Source organism: Kribbella sp. CA-247076 (assembly GCF_050942445.1).
GTDB lineage: Bacteria > Actinomycetota > Actinomycetes > Propionibacteriales > Kribbellaceae > Kribbella.
On the sequence record NZ_CP192051.1, the window covers coordinates 2,972,355 to 2,985,864 of the forward strand.

14 protein-coding genes are annotated in these 13,510 nt (G+C 70.4%); 7 read left to right on the forward strand and 7 right to left on the reverse strand.

Annotated elements, in window-relative coordinates:
* The first annotated feature begins 49 nt into the window (after positions 1 to 49).
* Together ACQPYZ_RS14130 and ACQPYZ_RS14135 are read left to right on the forward strand one after the other, a co-directional pair.
* Complete coding sequence (locus ACQPYZ_RS14130; RefSeq protein ID WP_433168214.1) at positions 50 to 1,903, forward strand: DUF3352 domain-containing protein; 1,854 nt, start codon at positions 50 to 52, stop codon at positions 1,901 to 1,903.
* A 133-nt stretch (positions 1,904 to 2,036) separates the two neighbouring features.
* The gene (locus ACQPYZ_RS14135) at positions 2,037 to 2,402 is read left to right on the forward strand and encodes a VOC family protein (protein WP_433168216.1); all 366 of its coding nucleotides are present in this window, start codon (positions 2,037 to 2,039) and stop codon (positions 2,400 to 2,402) included.
* On the opposite strand, the gene ACQPYZ_RS14140 is transcribed toward ACQPYZ_RS14135, so the two are convergent.
* The 4 genes from ACQPYZ_RS14140 to ACQPYZ_RS14155 are packed head-to-tail and all read right to left on the reverse strand — an operon-like array spanning position 2,403 to position 6,378.
* A complete protein-coding gene (locus tag ACQPYZ_RS14140; RefSeq protein ID WP_433168218.1) occupies positions 2,403 to 3,164 on the reverse strand; it encodes an SDR family NAD(P)-dependent oxidoreductase in 762 nt (253 codons plus the stop codon).
* Positions 3,165 to 3,196: 32 nt separating this feature from the next.
* A complete protein-coding gene (recQ, locus tag ACQPYZ_RS14145; protein WP_433168220.1) occupies positions 3,197 to 5,041 on the reverse strand; it encodes a DNA helicase RecQ in 1,845 nt (614 codons plus the stop codon).
* Positions 5,042 to 5,099: 58 nt separating this feature from the next.
* Positions 5,100 to 5,537 (reverse strand): VOC family protein, encoded by a 438-nt coding sequence (locus ACQPYZ_RS14150; protein WP_433168221.1) that lies wholly within the window; start codon positions 5,535 to 5,537, stop codon positions 5,100 to 5,102.
* A complete protein-coding gene (locus ACQPYZ_RS14155; protein WP_433168223.1) occupies positions 5,467 to 6,378 on the reverse strand; it encodes a helix-turn-helix domain-containing protein in 912 nt (303 codons plus the stop codon). Before ACQPYZ_RS14155 ends, ACQPYZ_RS14150 begins: the two co-directional genes overlap by 71 nt.
* A gap of 121 nt (positions 6,379 to 6,499) precedes the next feature.
* Between ACQPYZ_RS14155 and ilvD the strand changes: the two genes are divergently transcribed.
* Complete coding sequence (gene ilvD, locus ACQPYZ_RS14160; RefSeq protein ID WP_433168225.1) at positions 6,500 to 8,350, forward strand: dihydroxy-acid dehydratase; 1,851 nt, start codon at positions 6,500 to 6,502, stop codon at positions 8,348 to 8,350.
* Here ilvD and ACQPYZ_RS14165 read toward each other — a convergent pair.
* Genes ACQPYZ_RS14165 through ACQPYZ_RS14175 form a run of 3 tightly spaced genes read right to left on the reverse strand, consistent with a single transcriptional unit; the run spans position 8,347 to position 9,602 of the window.
* Complete coding sequence (locus ACQPYZ_RS14165) at positions 8,347 to 8,649, reverse strand: type II toxin-antitoxin system PemK/MazF family toxin (protein ID WP_433168227.1); 303 nt, start codon at positions 8,647 to 8,649, stop codon at positions 8,347 to 8,349. The genes ilvD and ACQPYZ_RS14165 overlap by 4 nt on opposite strands.
* A complete protein-coding gene (locus tag ACQPYZ_RS14170; protein ID WP_433168228.1) occupies positions 8,649 to 8,894 on the reverse strand; it encodes a ribbon-helix-helix domain-containing protein in 246 nt (81 codons plus the stop codon). The genes ACQPYZ_RS14165 and ACQPYZ_RS14170 overlap by 1 nt, the downstream gene beginning before the upstream one ends.
* Before the next feature lie 39 nt (positions 8,895 to 8,933).
* A complete protein-coding gene (locus tag ACQPYZ_RS14175) occupies positions 8,934 to 9,602 on the reverse strand; it encodes an LON peptidase substrate-binding domain-containing protein (protein WP_433168230.1) in 669 nt (222 codons plus the stop codon).
* Positions 9,603 to 9,703: 101 nt separating this feature from the next.
* Here ACQPYZ_RS14175 and hisD point away from each other — a divergent pair, with 101 nt between their 5' ends.
* The 4 genes from hisD (at position 9,704) to hisH (ending at position 13,497) form a co-directional block, all read left to right on the forward strand.
* Entirely contained in the window at positions 9,704 to 11,041 is a 1,338-nt protein-coding gene (hisD, locus tag ACQPYZ_RS14180; protein ID WP_433168232.1) for a histidinol dehydrogenase, read from the forward strand.
* Positions 11,041 to 12,159, forward strand: coding sequence for a histidinol-phosphate transaminase (locus ACQPYZ_RS14185; protein WP_433168234.1), 1,119 nt, complete (start codon positions 11,041 to 11,043; stop codon positions 12,157 to 12,159). Before hisD ends, ACQPYZ_RS14185 begins: the two co-directional genes overlap by 1 nt.
* A gap of 76 nt (positions 12,160 to 12,235) precedes the next feature.
* Positions 12,236 to 12,835, forward strand: a complete 600-nt coding sequence (gene hisB / locus ACQPYZ_RS14190; protein WP_433168236.1) for an imidazoleglycerol-phosphate dehydratase HisB — start codon at positions 12,236 to 12,238, stop codon at positions 12,833 to 12,835.
* Positions 12,832 to 13,497, forward strand: coding sequence for an imidazole glycerol phosphate synthase subunit HisH (gene hisH / locus ACQPYZ_RS14195; protein WP_433168238.1), 666 nt, complete (start codon positions 12,832 to 12,834; stop codon positions 13,495 to 13,497). Before hisB ends, hisH begins: the two co-directional genes overlap by 4 nt.
* The last annotated feature ends 13 nt before the right edge of the window (positions 13,498 to 13,510 follow it).

Sequence of the window (13,510 nt, forward strand, 5' to 3'; positions counted from 1 at the left end):
CTGACTAGGCCCGGCGGGTGAGGCCGTTCGGGACCATGCGAGGGAGACTATGTCCGACCAGAACTACCCGCCCAATCCGCCGTACCCGGGTGGGCCGCAGCAGAACCCCGGTCAGTACGGCGGACAGCCGGGCAGCCAGCGTCCGCCGATGAATGCTCAGGGCAACCAACTGGGTCAGTGGCAGCAGCCCGGCCAGGGTCAACCCGGGCCGCAGCAGTCCGGCCCGCGGTACGGGCAACCTGGTCCGCAGCCGTCGGGTCCGCAGTACGGCGGTCAGCCGCAGAGCGGGCCTCAGGGCGGACCGCACTATGGTCAGCCGGGTGGCCCTCAGGGAGGCGCGCAGTACGGGCAGCCTGGTCAGCAGTACGGGCAGCCTGGCGGGCAGACGGCGTACGAGCACCTGCAGGTCGGCGGTCAGCCGCCGCAGGGTCCCGGGTACGGACCCGGCCAGCACCAGTGGCAGCCGGAGCCGAAGAAGAAGCGTGGCAAGCTGGTCCCGCTGATCGCGGCGCTGGCGATGGTGCTGGTGGTCGCCGGCGGCGGCATCTTTGCCTACGGCAAGCTCAACGGCGGCAAGCAGCCGGCCGCGGTGCTGCCGGGCAACGCGGTCGCCTACGCCCGCGTCGACCTGAACCCGTCGGCCGGCCAGAAGGTCGCCGCGATCCGCTTCATGCTGAAGTTCCCGTCGGTCAAGGAGAACCTCGGCCTGACCGGTGAGCAGGACGACCTGCGGCAGAAGCTGTTCGAGAGCATCAAGAAGTACGCCGGTGACGACCTGGCCGACGTGGACTACGAGAAGGACGTCAAGCCGTGGCTCGGTGAGCGGGCCGGCCTGGCCGCGCTGCCGTCCGCGGACGGCGACGACGAGCCGACCGTGGTGGTCGCCGTCGAGGTGAAGAACGAGGACGAGGCCACCAAGGGCCTGGACAAGCTCTTCGCCAAGGAGGACAAGAAGCCGGGGCGCGCGTTCAGCAACGGTTACGTGCTGCTCGGTGACGACCAGGCGGTCGTCGACCAGGCGGTGGCCACCAGCAAGGACAACCCGCTGGAGAAGAACGCCAAGTTCAGCGCCGACATGGACGCCCTCGGCGAGCAGGGGTTCGCCTCGGTCTGGGCGGACATGAAGGGGATGGCCTCGATCTCGGGCAAGGTGCGGTCGGAGCAGCTGGCCGGCATCTCGGACGCGTCGATGGCGGCCGCGCTGCGGTTCGACGCGTCGTACGTCGAGCTGAAGGGCATCGCCCACGGCGACCAGAGCATCAAGGTCGACGGCGCCGACGCCGGTGAGCTGATCGGCCAGCTGCCCGACACGACGGCCGGTGCGCTCGCAGTGTCCGGCGGCGAGAACCTGGTCGACACGATGTGGAAGCAGCTCGAGAAGGCCTCGAACAACAACATCCAGGAGCTCACCGAGGGCATCACCCAGGAAACCGGGCTGAAGCTGCCCGACGACCTGAAGAGCCTGCTCGGCAAGAACCTCGCGGTCGCGATCGACAAGGACGCCGGCAACGGCCCGAAGATCGCCGCCCGGATGGAGACCGACCCGGCCAAGGCCGAGCCGGTGGTGGAGAAGCTGACTACCCTGCTGCGCCGCAAGGCCGAGGCGAACATCCCGATCGAGACGGCCAAGGACGGCGACTCGCTGGTCGTGGCGACCGACGCGACGTACGCCGAGCAGGTCCTCAGCGGCGGCAACCTCGGCGGGACCGAGAACTTCAAGCAGGCCCTGCCGGACACCAAGGGCGCGGTGACGATCGGGTACGTCGACTTCGAGGCGGCCGGCTCCCTGAGCAGGCGCTTCAGCTCCGACAAGGACCTGGCGGCCCTCCGCGCCGGCGGCTACGTCGTCCGCTCCACCGCCGACGGCAAGGCAGAGTTCAACCTCCGCGTGGTCGCTAAGTAACCCGCCAGAAAAGCCCCGGACGACCCGCACGTGGTCGTCCGGGGCTTCTTCATGACTTTGTCGGTCGGTGATGTCGAAATCTTGGGGGTGGTTTCTACCTACCAGTGAAAGCACTCGACATCTGGAGGTAGTCATGAACCACTTCAGCGGTATTCGGACCATCGGTGTGCCCGTCGGCGATCAGGACCGTGCGGTTGCGTTCTACACCGGCAGGCTGGGGTTCGAGGTCGTGATGGACGCGCCGTTGCCGGAGCTGGGCGGGCGCTGGATCGTCGTCGCGCCGCCTGGTGCGCCGACGAACCTCGCGCTCACGCCGGCAACCGGCGACGGTCCGGTCGACACCGGCGTACGGCTCGTCACCGCCGACGCGGCCGCGGCCCACGAGCACCTGACCACGGAAGGCGTCGACACCGACGAACTGATCAGCTGGCCGGGCGTCCCGCCGATGTTCACCTTCCGCGACCAGGACGGCAACACCCTGTACGCCGTCCAGGAGTGATCAGCCGGGGAACGGCACCCCGGCGAGCTCGCCGCACGCCGCGAGGAACGCGTCCTGGACGTCGGGATCGGAGGCCGCAGGATGCGTCGAGTGCGGGCGTTGGTGGTAGTAGTACCCACCGCTCGGCGTGGTCGGCGCGGTCGCCAGCCACACCTGGGTGAGGTGCGCCTGGCCGAGGTCGCCGGGCGCACCTCGGCCGCCCATCTTCGTCGGCACCCAGCCGGGGTCGACGGCGTTCGACCGTACGCCGGTCCAGCGCCGGGCGACCGCGAACGCGAGGATCACGTCGTGCAGCTTCGAGTCCGCGTACGCCCGGGACCCGCTCCACCGCCGGCGTACCCACTGCAGGTCGTCCAGGACGACGTCGCCTCCTTCGTGCATACCCGAGCTCAGGTAGACGAGCCGGTCCGGCCGGTCGATCAACGCCGTCAGCAGGTACGGCGCGAGCGCGTTGACCGCGAACACGTGCTCCAGCCCGTCGACGGTCTCGATCCGCGGCTCCTGGTAGCCGACGGCCGCGTTGTGGATCACCACGTCGAACCGTCCGGACTCGTTCGCCTGCCGGGCAACGTCGGCCGTCTCGGCCAGGCTCGCCAGATCGCCGACCAGCACTCCGGCGGCCTTCGGCAACGCCGCCGTCGCGTCCTCGGCCCGCCGCCCGTTCCGCGCATGCAGCACGACCTCGTGCCCCTGCTCGAGCAACTCCCCGGCCACCATCCGTCCGAGCCCGTCCGCGGACCCGGTCACCAGAACCCGTGCCATGCCCCCACCCTGCCAGCCGGGCCAAACACAGGTCAGGCCTCGGCGAGTGCTTCCAGGACGCCGTCGCCGTACTTGGTGAGTTTGTTGTCGCCGATGCCGCTGATGCGGCCGAGCTCGGTCAGGGTGGTCGGGAGGTCGGTGGCGATCTGGCGGAGGGTGGCGTCGTGGAAGATCACGTACGCCGGGACGCCTTGCTCCTTGGCGGTCGCGGCCCTCCAGGCGCGGAGGCGTTCGAACACCGCGGCGGTCTCGGGGGAGAGGTCCTCGGTCGCCTTCTTCTTCCCACTCGACGACCGGGACGACCGGCCGACGCGCTCCGGCTCGCGGCGCATCATCACCTCGCGGCGGCGACCGAGGACCTCACCGCTCTCCTCGGTCAGGACGAGCGTGCCGTAGTCGCCCTCGACCGTGAGCAGGCGTTGCGCCAGTAGTTGCCGGACCACTCCGCGCCACTCGGCGTCCTTCAGCTCCGTGCCGATCCCGAAGACCGTCAGCTGGTCGTGCCGGAACTGCTTGACCTTGTCGGTCTCCTTGCCGAGCAGGATGTCGATCAGCTGGCCGGCGCCGAACTTCTGCCCGCGCTCGTGCTGCAACCGGTAGACCGTGGACAGGAGCTTCTGCGCCGCGATCGTGCCGTCCCAGGACTCCGGTGGCGTCAGGCAGGTGTCGCAGTTCCCACACGGGTCGCCGTGCTGACCGAAGTACGCCAGCAGCTGCGAGCGCCGGCACTGCACGGTCTCGCACAACGCCAGCATCGCGTCGAGATGCGCGCTCAGCCGGCGGCGATGGGCGAGATCGCCCTCGGACGTGTCGATCATCTTCCGCTGCTGGACGACGTCCTGCAGCCCGTACGCGAGCCAGGCGGTCGACGGCAGCCCGTCGCGTCCAGCGCGGCCGGTCTCCTGGTAGTAGCCCTCGACCGACTTCGGCAGATCGAGGTGCGCGACGAATCGGACGTCGGGCTTGTCGATGCCCATCCCGAACGCGATCGTGGCGACCACGACCAGGCCGTCCTCGCGCAGGAACCTGGCCTGGTTCGCCGCGCGGGTCCGGCTGTCCAGGCCGGCGTGGTACGGCAGGGCCTCGATCCCGTTCCTGGTCAGGAACTCGGCGGTCTTCTCCACACTGTTGCGTGACAGGCAGTAGACGATGCCGGCGTCACCCGCGTGCTCGGTGCGCAGCAGGTCGAGCAGTTGCCGCTGCGGGTTGTCCTTCGGGACGATCCGGTACTGGATGTTCGGCCGGTCGAAGCTGGCGACGAAGTGCTTCGCGCCGGTCAGCTTCAGCCGGGTCGCGATCTCCTGGTGCGTCGCCTCGGTCGCGGTCGCGGTCAGCGCGATCCGTGGTACGTCGGGCCAGCGCTCGTGCAACTCCGACAGCATCAGGTAGTCGGGCCGGAAGTCGTGGCCCCACTGGGACACGCAGTGCGCCTCGTCGATCGCGAACAGCGCGATCTTGCCCTGGTCGAGCAGCCGGACCGTGGACTCGACCCGGAGCCGCTCGGGCGCGAGGTAGAGCAGGTCCAGCTCGCCGGCCAGGAAGGCCTGCTCGACCTCACGCCGCTGCTCGAAGTCCTGCGTGGAGTTGAGGAACCCGGCCCGGACCCCGAGCGCCCGCAACGCGTCGACCTGGTCCTGCATCAACGCGATCAACGGCGAGATCACCACGCCCACGCCGGATCTGACCAAGGCGGGGATCTGGTAGCACAACGACTTCCCGCCGCCGGTCGGCATCAGCACCAGCGCGTCCCCACCGGCCACGACGGTGTCGATGATGTCGGCCTGCTGACCGCGGAAGGCGTCGTACCCGAACACCCGGCGGAGCACCTGCAGCGCCTCGCCGGCGGATTCGTCCAGTACTGCGGCTGTCTCGGTCACCCGGCGATTCTACGGAGATCCCCGACATCACACAGGCCGACGAGCGGCCACCTGTGGATTACTCGACGATCTCGCCCCGGTAGGTGCCGACGCTCCAGAGGTTGCCTTCGTGGTCCTTGACGGTGAAGCCGCGGGAGCCGTAGTCCTCGTCGCGCAGGCCGCGGACGACGACCGCGCCGGCGGCGATCGCCTTGGCCAGCAGGCGGTCCGGGTCGTCGTGGACCAGGTAGACCGACTGCGGATGCTCGGCCAGCCAGGAGAAGTCGTCCTGCTCGCGTTGCCGGCCGACGGAGCTCACCATGACCCCGCCGCCCGGCGGCCAGGCCAGCTCGGAGTGCGCGATCGAGCCGTCCGCGTCACCGGCGTACAGGCAGATCTGGGTGAAGCCCAGGCCCTCGGTGAGGAACTTCAGGGCAGCTTGGCCGTCACGGTAGACCAGCGTCGGCCAGACGCCGACGACGATCTTCTTCTCGGTGGTCGTGTCTGTCGTGTTCATGCTCCGACTCTGCGCCCACCCCGCCCGGCTCGTCTTGAACGTTTGGGAAAACCTCCTCGGCGATCCACTGCCGTGGCGAGCAGCCGGCGATCGTGTTCCACTCCCGGGTCAGATGCGCCTGGTCGGCGTACCCGAGGTCGGCCGACAGGTCCGCCAACCGGAGCGTCGGGTCGCGGCGCAGCCGCCCGACCGCCCGCTCGAAGCGCATCACCCGGCCGGCGACCTTCGGCCCCAGGCCGTACTCGTTCGTGAACCGGTCGGTCAGGTGCCGCCGGCTCCAGCCGACCTCGGTCGCCAGATCCTCGACCCCGACCGCCCCGGCCGTCTCGCGGAGACGACGCCAGGCCCACCCGAGCTCCGCCCGCGTCTCGGGTGCGGGCTCGTCCGACCAGTGCTCGAGCAGCACGCGCTCGACGAGGTCGAAGCGATCCACCCAGGTCGGCGCAGCCCGCAGACGATCACCGAGCGTCCGCGCCGAGTTGCCGAGGACGTCGTCCAGCTCGACCACCGTCGACGCGAGCTCACCGGGCGGCAACCCGAGCAGAGCGCGCGCCGCAGCCGGCCTGAGCGCGAGCTGCAGCCCGGACCGGTTGGGCGACTGACTGATGTGTACGGCGGTCGAGTGCAACCCGCCGACGACGGTGTCGTACCGCGCGACCGGTGCACCCGGCCAGGCGAGGCCGAGTGGCTCGTCCAGCGTGATGACGAGCGTCAGGTACTGCGAGGGCAGGCCGCGGTGCAGCGCCGGCGGCTCCCCGGGATACGCGTACCCGGTGACCTCGGCGACGTACGGGCGCAGCGCGGGGTGCACCCGCCGCGAGTGGAACTCGAAACCCGCCATGTGCACAGGCTAGAACCGCCCGCGGACACTTTCACGCCCTCCGCGATGCGGGACCGGCGTACCGCCATCTGGACGGACATGGCACCATCGGGGGAGTCGTCCGACTGAAGGAGATGCCGTCGTGCCCGCACTGAGGTCCCGCACCGTCACCCACGGCCGCAACATGGCCGGAGCCCGCGCGCTCATGCAGGCTTCCGGGGTCGCCCGGGAGGACTTCGGCAAGCCGATCGTCGCGGTCGCGAACAGCTTCACCGAGTTCGTCCCCGGCCACACCCACCTCGCCCCGGTCGGCCGGATCGTGTCCGAGGCGATCCACGCGGCCGGCGGGATCGCCCGCGAGTTCAACACGATCGCCGTCGACGACGGGATCGCGATGGGCCACGGCGGCATGCTCTACAGCCTGCCGTCGCGGGACCTGATCGCCGACTCGGTCGAGTACATGGTCGAGGCGCACTGCGCGGACGCGCTGGTGTGCATCTCGAACTGCGACAAGATCACCCCGGGCATGCTGATGGCCGCGCTCCGGCTGAACATCCCGACCGTGTTCGTCTCCGGCGGCCCGATGGAGGCCGGCCGGGCCACGCTGGTCGACGGCACGGTGCGCAAGCTCGACCTGATCGACGCGATGTCGGAGGCGGTCAACGAGAACGTCTCCGACGCCGACATCCTGCGGATCGAGGAGAACGCCTGCCCGACCTGCGGCTCGTGTTCGGGCATGTTCACCGCGAACTCGATGAACTGCCTGACCGAGGCGATCGGGCTGTCCCTGCCGGGCAACGGCTCGGTGCTGGCGACGCACACCGCCCGGCGGGCGCTGTACGAGAAGGCCGGCGAGACCGTCGTCCGGATCACCCAGCGGTACTACGACACCGACGACGCGACCGTGCTGCCGCGGGCCGTGGCTTCCAAGGAGGCGTTCGGGAACGCGATGGCGCTGGACATCGCGATGGGCGGGTCGACGAACACGATCCTGCACCTGCTCGCGGCCGCCCAGGAGGCCGGGGTCGACTTCGACCTGGACGACATCAACGCGGTCTCCCGGCGCGTGCCGTGCCTGGCGAAGGTCGCGCCGAACGTGGCTCCGCAGGGCACGTACTACATGGAGGACGTGCACCGGGCCGGCGGGATCCCGGCGATCCTCGGTGAGCTGCACCGCGCCGGCCTGCTGAACGAGAACGTGCACACCGTGCACAGCGACTCGATCGACGAGTGGCTGAAGACCTGGGACCTGCGCGGCGGTTCGCCGTCGCCGGAGGCCGTCGAGCTGTGGCACGCGGCGCCCGGGTGCAAGCGGTCGGCGACGGCGTTCTCGCAGTCGGAGCGGTGGGACACGCTCGACACCGACGCGGCCGGCGGCTGCATCCGCGACCTCGAGCACGCGTACTCCGCCGACGGCGGTCTCGCGGTGCTGAAGGGCAACCTGGCGGTCGACGGCTGCGTGGTGAAGACCGCCGGGGTGGACGAGTCGATCTGGACGTTCGAGGGCCCTGCGGTGGTGTGCGAGTCGCAGGAGGAGGCGGTCGAGAAGATCCTGGCCAAGCAAGTGCAGCCAGGTGACGTCGTGGTGATCCGGTACGAGGGTCCGAAGGGCGGCCCGGGGATGCAGGAGATGCTCTACCCGACGTCGTTCCTGAAGGGACGCGGTCTGGGCAAGGTCTGCGCCCTGGTCACCGACGGCCGCTTCTCCGGCGGCACCTCCGGCCTGTCCATCGGCCACGCCTCACCCGAGGCGGCGTCCGGTGGCACGATCGCGCTCGTCGAGGACGGCGACCAGATCCGCATCGACATCCCCAGCCGCTCGATCGAGCTGCTGGTGGACGACGCCGAGCTGACCCGCCGCCGTACGGCGCTGGGCGGCGTCTACGCCCCGAGGAGCCGCGACCGCAAGGTCTCTCAGGCCCTGCGCGCGTACGCCGCGATGGCCACCAGCGCCGACAAGGGCGCCGTCCGCGACATCAGCAAACTCGTCTAGATCTCGAGGTCGAAGGCGAGGCTGATGGCCTCGGCCAGGGAGGTTTCCTGGTCGGGGTGGAGGTAGCCGATCAGGCGGCCCAGCTGGACCTTGGGGATCGTCTGGATGTTGTCGCAGGAGATCGCGCTGTCGTGGTTGAGGCCGTTGCGCGGACCGACCGGCACCTCGGTGGACAGACCGCGCACGGTGCTGGTGATGGGCGCGACCGTCACATTGGTGAGGCGCGGGCGGATCAGTTCGCGGGTCAGGACCACCACCGGCCGCGGCTTGTCCAACCGGGCGATGTGGATCGGCCGCATCAGTCGAGGTCGGTGAGCACGGTCCCGGAGGCGGCGACCGCCAGTCCGTCCAGGTCGTCCGGAACGTCGCTGTCGCCGTGCTCGGCGAGGATGGCGAGATCGCGGGCCGCCAGCTCCCGGCGCCGCTCGCGCTCCATCGCCCGGGCGACCACGGTGGCCCGGCTCGACGCCTTGTCGGCGGCCACCAACTGGTCCATGAACTCCACCAGCTCGTCCGGCAGCCGCACAGTGATCTGCTTGCTCATACCAAAAGCATACCGACCTGGGATTCAGTTCGGTAGCGCCTAGTTCGGCGCCATCGCCGACCAGTTGATGTCGGTGTGGGGGAGTGACGGGAGCGCGGCGATGGCGGACAGCTCGGTGTCCAGGAGGCCGACCAGCTGGACCAGCCGGGAGGTCGTGTCCGGGGCCTCGAGGAGCTTCTGCCGGTCGGGGGTGATCAGCGTCATCGCGGCCGACATCAGGTACGACAGTGTGCTCGGGTCGTCCGGGAGGTCGGCGATGTGCAGGCCGGGGCGGCTGATCTCGGTGACGGCGGCGGCGTACCGCCGGAAGCGGTCGAGCGCGATCGTCGCCGTACCGAGCGGGTCGTCGCCGAGATCCTCGGCCAGCCACTCGACGTCGGCGACCAGGTAGTCGCCGCTGCCGTCCAGCTCGGCCACCTTGAACCGCCGGCTGCCGGTCAGGGTGATCTCGACCGGGCCGTCGTCGTCCGCGTCCAGCGTGATCTCCGAGATGGTCGCCGAGCAGCCCGTGCCGTACAGCGAGCGGAACACCCGCTCGCCCAGCTCGTACCCGTCCCGGACGGCGAGGGCGCCGCACATCAGCTCGCCACCGTTCTCGACCAGGTCGCGGACGACCGCGCGGCCCTGGACGTCGGTGACCGGAATGGGGAGCACCAGCCCGGGGAAGATCACCGTGTCGACGGTGAGCAGCGGCAGGCGGGAGTCCATGCCGACGAGCCTAGGCCATGCCACGCCCTGATCACGCCTGGTGACGGCCAGGTTGTGGATACGGCCGCGGGACCACGGCTTGTCACCACTAGACTGAGGGCATGATTCGCCGCGTCGACCTGCGGGGCCGAGTGGCGGCCGGAGAGGTGTCCGACCTCCAAGCCGAAGTGAACGCCCTCGTCCCCCGAGCCGTGTTCGACGTCGAGAAGGCTCTCGACGTCGTCCGACCGATCTGCCTGGACGTCCGTCATCGTGGCCTCGAGGCGATCAGGGAGTACGGCGAGAAGTTCGACCATGTCCGGGTCGAGGACCTCCGGGTCCCGGCCGAGGCGCTGAAGACCGCCCTCGAGGAGCTCGACCCCGAGGTCCGCGGTGCGATCGAGGAGTCGATCCGCCGTGTCCGCGAGGTCAGCCAGGACGAGCTGACCACCGACGTCACCTCCGAGCCCGCGCCCGGCGGGCGGGTGACCCAGCGGTTCGTCCCGGTCCAGCGCGTGGGGCTGTACGTCCCGGGCGGCCGCGCGCCGCTGGCGTCCAGCGTGGTGATGAACGTCGTGCCGGCACAGGTGGCCGGCGTGCCGTCGCTGGCGGTCGCCTCACCGCCGCAGAAGGATTTCGGTGGGCTGCCGCACCCGACGATTCTCGCGGTCTGTGCGCTGCTGGGGATCGACGAGGTCTATGCGATGGGCGGCGCGCAGGCGATCGCGGGCTTCGCGTACGGCTTCGGTGCTGGTGTCACGGCATGCAAGAAGGTCAACCTGATCACCGGCCCCGGCAACATCTACGTGGTCGCGGCCAAGCGGTTCCTGCTCGGCGAGGTCGGGATCGACTCGGAGGCCGGCCCGACCGAGATCGCGATCCTCGCCGACGCCACCGCCGACCCGGCGCACGTGGCCGCCGACCTGATCAGCCAGGCCGAGCACGACCCGATGGCCGCGAGCGTCCTGGTCACGCCGTCCGAGACGCTGGCCACCGAGGTCGAGGCGGAGCTGCCTGCCCAGGTCGCGCGGACCAAGCACCGGGACCGCGTCACCGAGTCGCTCAACGGTCAGCAGTCGGCGATCGTCCTCGTCGACGACCTCGACCAGGGCACCGCGGTCGTGAACGCGTACGCCGCCGAGCACCTGGAGATCCAGACCGAGGACGCCGAGGAGCGGGCCGGGCTGATCACCAACGCCGGCGCGATCTTCGTCGGCGGCTGGTCGCCGGTGTCCCTGGGCGACTACTGCGCGGGCTCGAACCACGTGCTCCCGACGGCGGGCTGCGCCTGCCACTCGTCCGGCCTGTCCGTGCGCAGCTTCCTGAAGGCCGTGCACGTGGTGAACTACAGCCGCGACGCGCTGCAGCAGGTCGCCGGCCACGTGGTCGCGCTGGCCCACGCCGAGGACCTGCCGGCCCACGGCGCCGCGGTGAGCGTGCGTTTCCCCGGGGAGCGTTGATGGCCCGCTTCGACGGGCTGCCGATCCGCGAGGAGCTGAAGAGCTTCGAGCCGTACGGCGCCCCGCAGCTCGACGTACCGATCCTGCTCAACGTCAACGAGAACCCGTACCCGCCGAGCGAGGAGACCGTCGCCGACATCGCGGCGTCCGTCGGCGCGGCGGCCCGCGGGCTGAACCGCTACCCGGACCGCGAGTTCCTCGACCTGCGGGCGGACCTGGCGGCGTACCTGGGCCGTGAGTCCGGCGCGCAACTCACCGCCGAGCAGGTCTGGGCGGCCAACGGCTCGAACGAGGTCATGCTGCACATCCTGCAGGCCTTCGGCGGCCCGGGGCGGACGGCGTTGTCGTTCGCGCCGACGTACTCGATGTATCCGGAGTACGCGCGGGACACGAACACGGCCTGGGTCGCCGGGCGGCGGGCCGAGGACTTCACCCTAGACAAGAGCAAGGCGCTGGCCGCGATCTCGCGGCACCGCCCGTCGGTGGTGCTGCTGGCCTCGCCGAACAACCCGACCGGGACGGCGCTGCCGATCGCGGTGGTCGAGGCGATCGCGGCGCGGACCGCCGCGACGGGGTCGGTGCTCGTGGTGGACGAGGCGTACGCCGAGTTCCGCCGGGCCGGGACGCCGAGCGCGGTCAGCCTGCTGCCGTCGTACCCGAACCTCGCGGTCGCGCGGACGATGTCGAAGGCCTTCGCGCTGGCCGGCGGCCGGGTCGGGTACCTTGCCGCGAGCAAGCAGTTCGTCGACGCGCTGCGGATCGTCCGGCTGCCGTACCATCTGTCCGCGGTGACCCAGGCGGTCGCGCGGGCCGCGCTGCGGCACTCCGACGAGTTGCTCGGCCGGGTCGAGCAGTTGCGGGTCGAGCGCGACGAGACCGTCGACTGGCTGCGGTCGCTCGGGCTGCGCGCGGTCGACTCGGACGCCAACTTCGTCCTGTTCGGCACGTTCGCCGACCGGCACGCGGTCTGGCAGTCGCTGCTCGACGACGGCGTACTGATCCGCGAGACCGGGCCGGACGGCTGGCTGCGGGTCTCCATCGGCACCGGCGCCGAGATGGCCGCATTCCGCGCTTCACTGGAGCGCGTCCTCAAGACCGACGTCGGAAGGCTGACATGAGCGAGCGGAGCGAGCTCATCAGAAAGCACAGCGCGGATCGTGCCTCGTCCGCGCCCGGAGCGAAGCGAGGACGTGGATGAGCCGGACCGCACGGATCGATCGTGAGACCAGTGAGTCGAAGGTCCTGGTCGAGCTGAACGTCGACGGCGAGGGCCGCGCCGACATCTCCACCGGTGTCGGCTTCTACGACCACATGCTCAACGCGCTGGCCAAGCACGCGCTGCTCGACCTGCACGTGAACACGGTCGGCGACCTGGAGATCGACGCCCACCACACCGTCGAGGACACCGCGATCGGCCTCGGCCAGGCGCTTCGCGAGGCGTTGGGGGACAAGCGCGGGATCCGGAGGTTCGGCGACGCGACCGTGCCGCTGGACGAGGCGCTCGTGCACTGCACGGTCGACCTGTCCGGCCGGCCGTACTGCGTGCACACCGGCGAGCCGGAGGGCCAGGTGTACGCGATCATCGGCGGCGACTACGCCGGCTCGCTGACCCAGCACGTGTTCGAGACGCTCGCGTTCAACGCCGCGATCTGCATCCACATCCGGGTGCTGTCCGGACGCGACCCGCACCACATCGTCGAGGCGCAGTTCAAGGCCTTCGCCCGGGCGCTGCGGGCCGCCGCCGAGCTGGACCCGCGACAGCCGGGCATCCCGTCCACCAAGGGTGCGTTGTGAGCAAGAAGGTCGTCCTGCTCGACTACGGCTCCGGGAACATCCGGTCGGGCGAGCGGGCGCTGCAGCGCGTCGGCGCCGACGTCACCGTCACCTCGGACTTCGACGCCGCGCTGAACGCCGACGGCCTGCTCGTCCCCGGCGTCGGTGCCTTCGAGGCCTGCATGACCGGGCTCAAGGGAGTGCGCGGTGACGTGCTCGTCGACCGCCGGCTGACCGGTGGCCGCCCGGTGCTCGGGATCTGTGTCGGCATGCAGATCCTGTTCGCCCGCGGCATCGAGCACGGGGTCGAGACCGAGGGCTGCGAGCAGTGGCCGGGGACGGTCGAGCGCCTGCAGCCGCTGACCGACAGGGTGGGTTCCGGAGGCAAGGCGCTACCGGTGCCGCACATGGGCTGGAACACGGTCGACGTCCCGGCGGGCAGCACGCTGTTCGACGGCATCGAGAAGGAGCGGTTCTACTTCGTGCACTCGTACGGCGTCCGCGAGTGGGAGCTCGAGGGTGCCCGGGAGTCGGTCGCCCCGCTGGTGACCTGGACGAGGTACGGCACCGACCGGTTCGTCGCCGCGGTCGAGAACGGCCCGCTGAGCGCCACCCAGTTCCACCCGGAGAAGTCCGGCGACGCCGGCGCCGCCCTGCTCGCGAACTGGGTCCGCTCCCTCTAATACCAGTGGCGTA

Bases quoted from the DNA above. Each gene is read 5' to 3' on its own strand.
- ACQPYZ_RS14185 (WP_433168234.1), top strand. From the start codon at position 11,041: ATGGCCCGCTTCGACGGGCTGCCGATCCGCGAGGAGCTGAAGAGCTTC.
- hisD (WP_433168232.1), top strand. From the start codon at position 9,704: ATGATTCGCCGCGTCGACCTGCGGGGCCGAGTGGCGGCCGGAGAGGTG.
- hisB (WP_433168236.1), top strand. From the start codon at position 12,236: ATGAGCCGGACCGCACGGATCGATCGTGAGACCAGTGAGTCGAAGGTC.
- ACQPYZ_RS14175 (WP_433168230.1), bottom strand. From the start codon at position 9,602: ATGGACTCCCGCCTGCCGCTGCTCACCGTCGACACGGTGATCTTCCCC.
- ACQPYZ_RS14140 (WP_433168218.1), bottom strand. From the start codon at position 3,164: ATGGCACGGGTTCTGGTGACCGGGTCCGCGGACGGGCTCGGACGGATG.
- ACQPYZ_RS14135 (WP_433168216.1), top strand. From the start codon at position 2,037: ATGAACCACTTCAGCGGTATTCGGACCATCGGTGTGCCCGTCGGCGAT.
- ACQPYZ_RS14155 (WP_433168223.1), bottom strand. From the start codon at position 6,378: ATGGCGGGTTTCGAGTTCCACTCGCGGCGGGTGCACCCCGCGCTGCGC.
- ACQPYZ_RS14130 (WP_433168214.1), top strand. From the start codon at position 50: ATGTCCGACCAGAACTACCCGCCCAATCCGCCGTACCCGGGTGGGCCG.
- ACQPYZ_RS14150 (WP_433168221.1), bottom strand. From the start codon at position 5,537: ATGAACACGACAGACACGACCACCGAGAAGAAGATCGTCGTCGGCGTC.
- ACQPYZ_RS14170 (WP_433168228.1), bottom strand. From the start codon at position 8,894: ATGAGCAAGCAGATCACTGTGCGGCTGCCGGACGAGCTGGTGGAGTTC.
- ACQPYZ_RS14165 (WP_433168227.1), bottom strand. From the start codon at position 8,649: ATGCGGCCGATCCACATCGCCCGGTTGGACAAGCCGCGGCCGGTGGTG.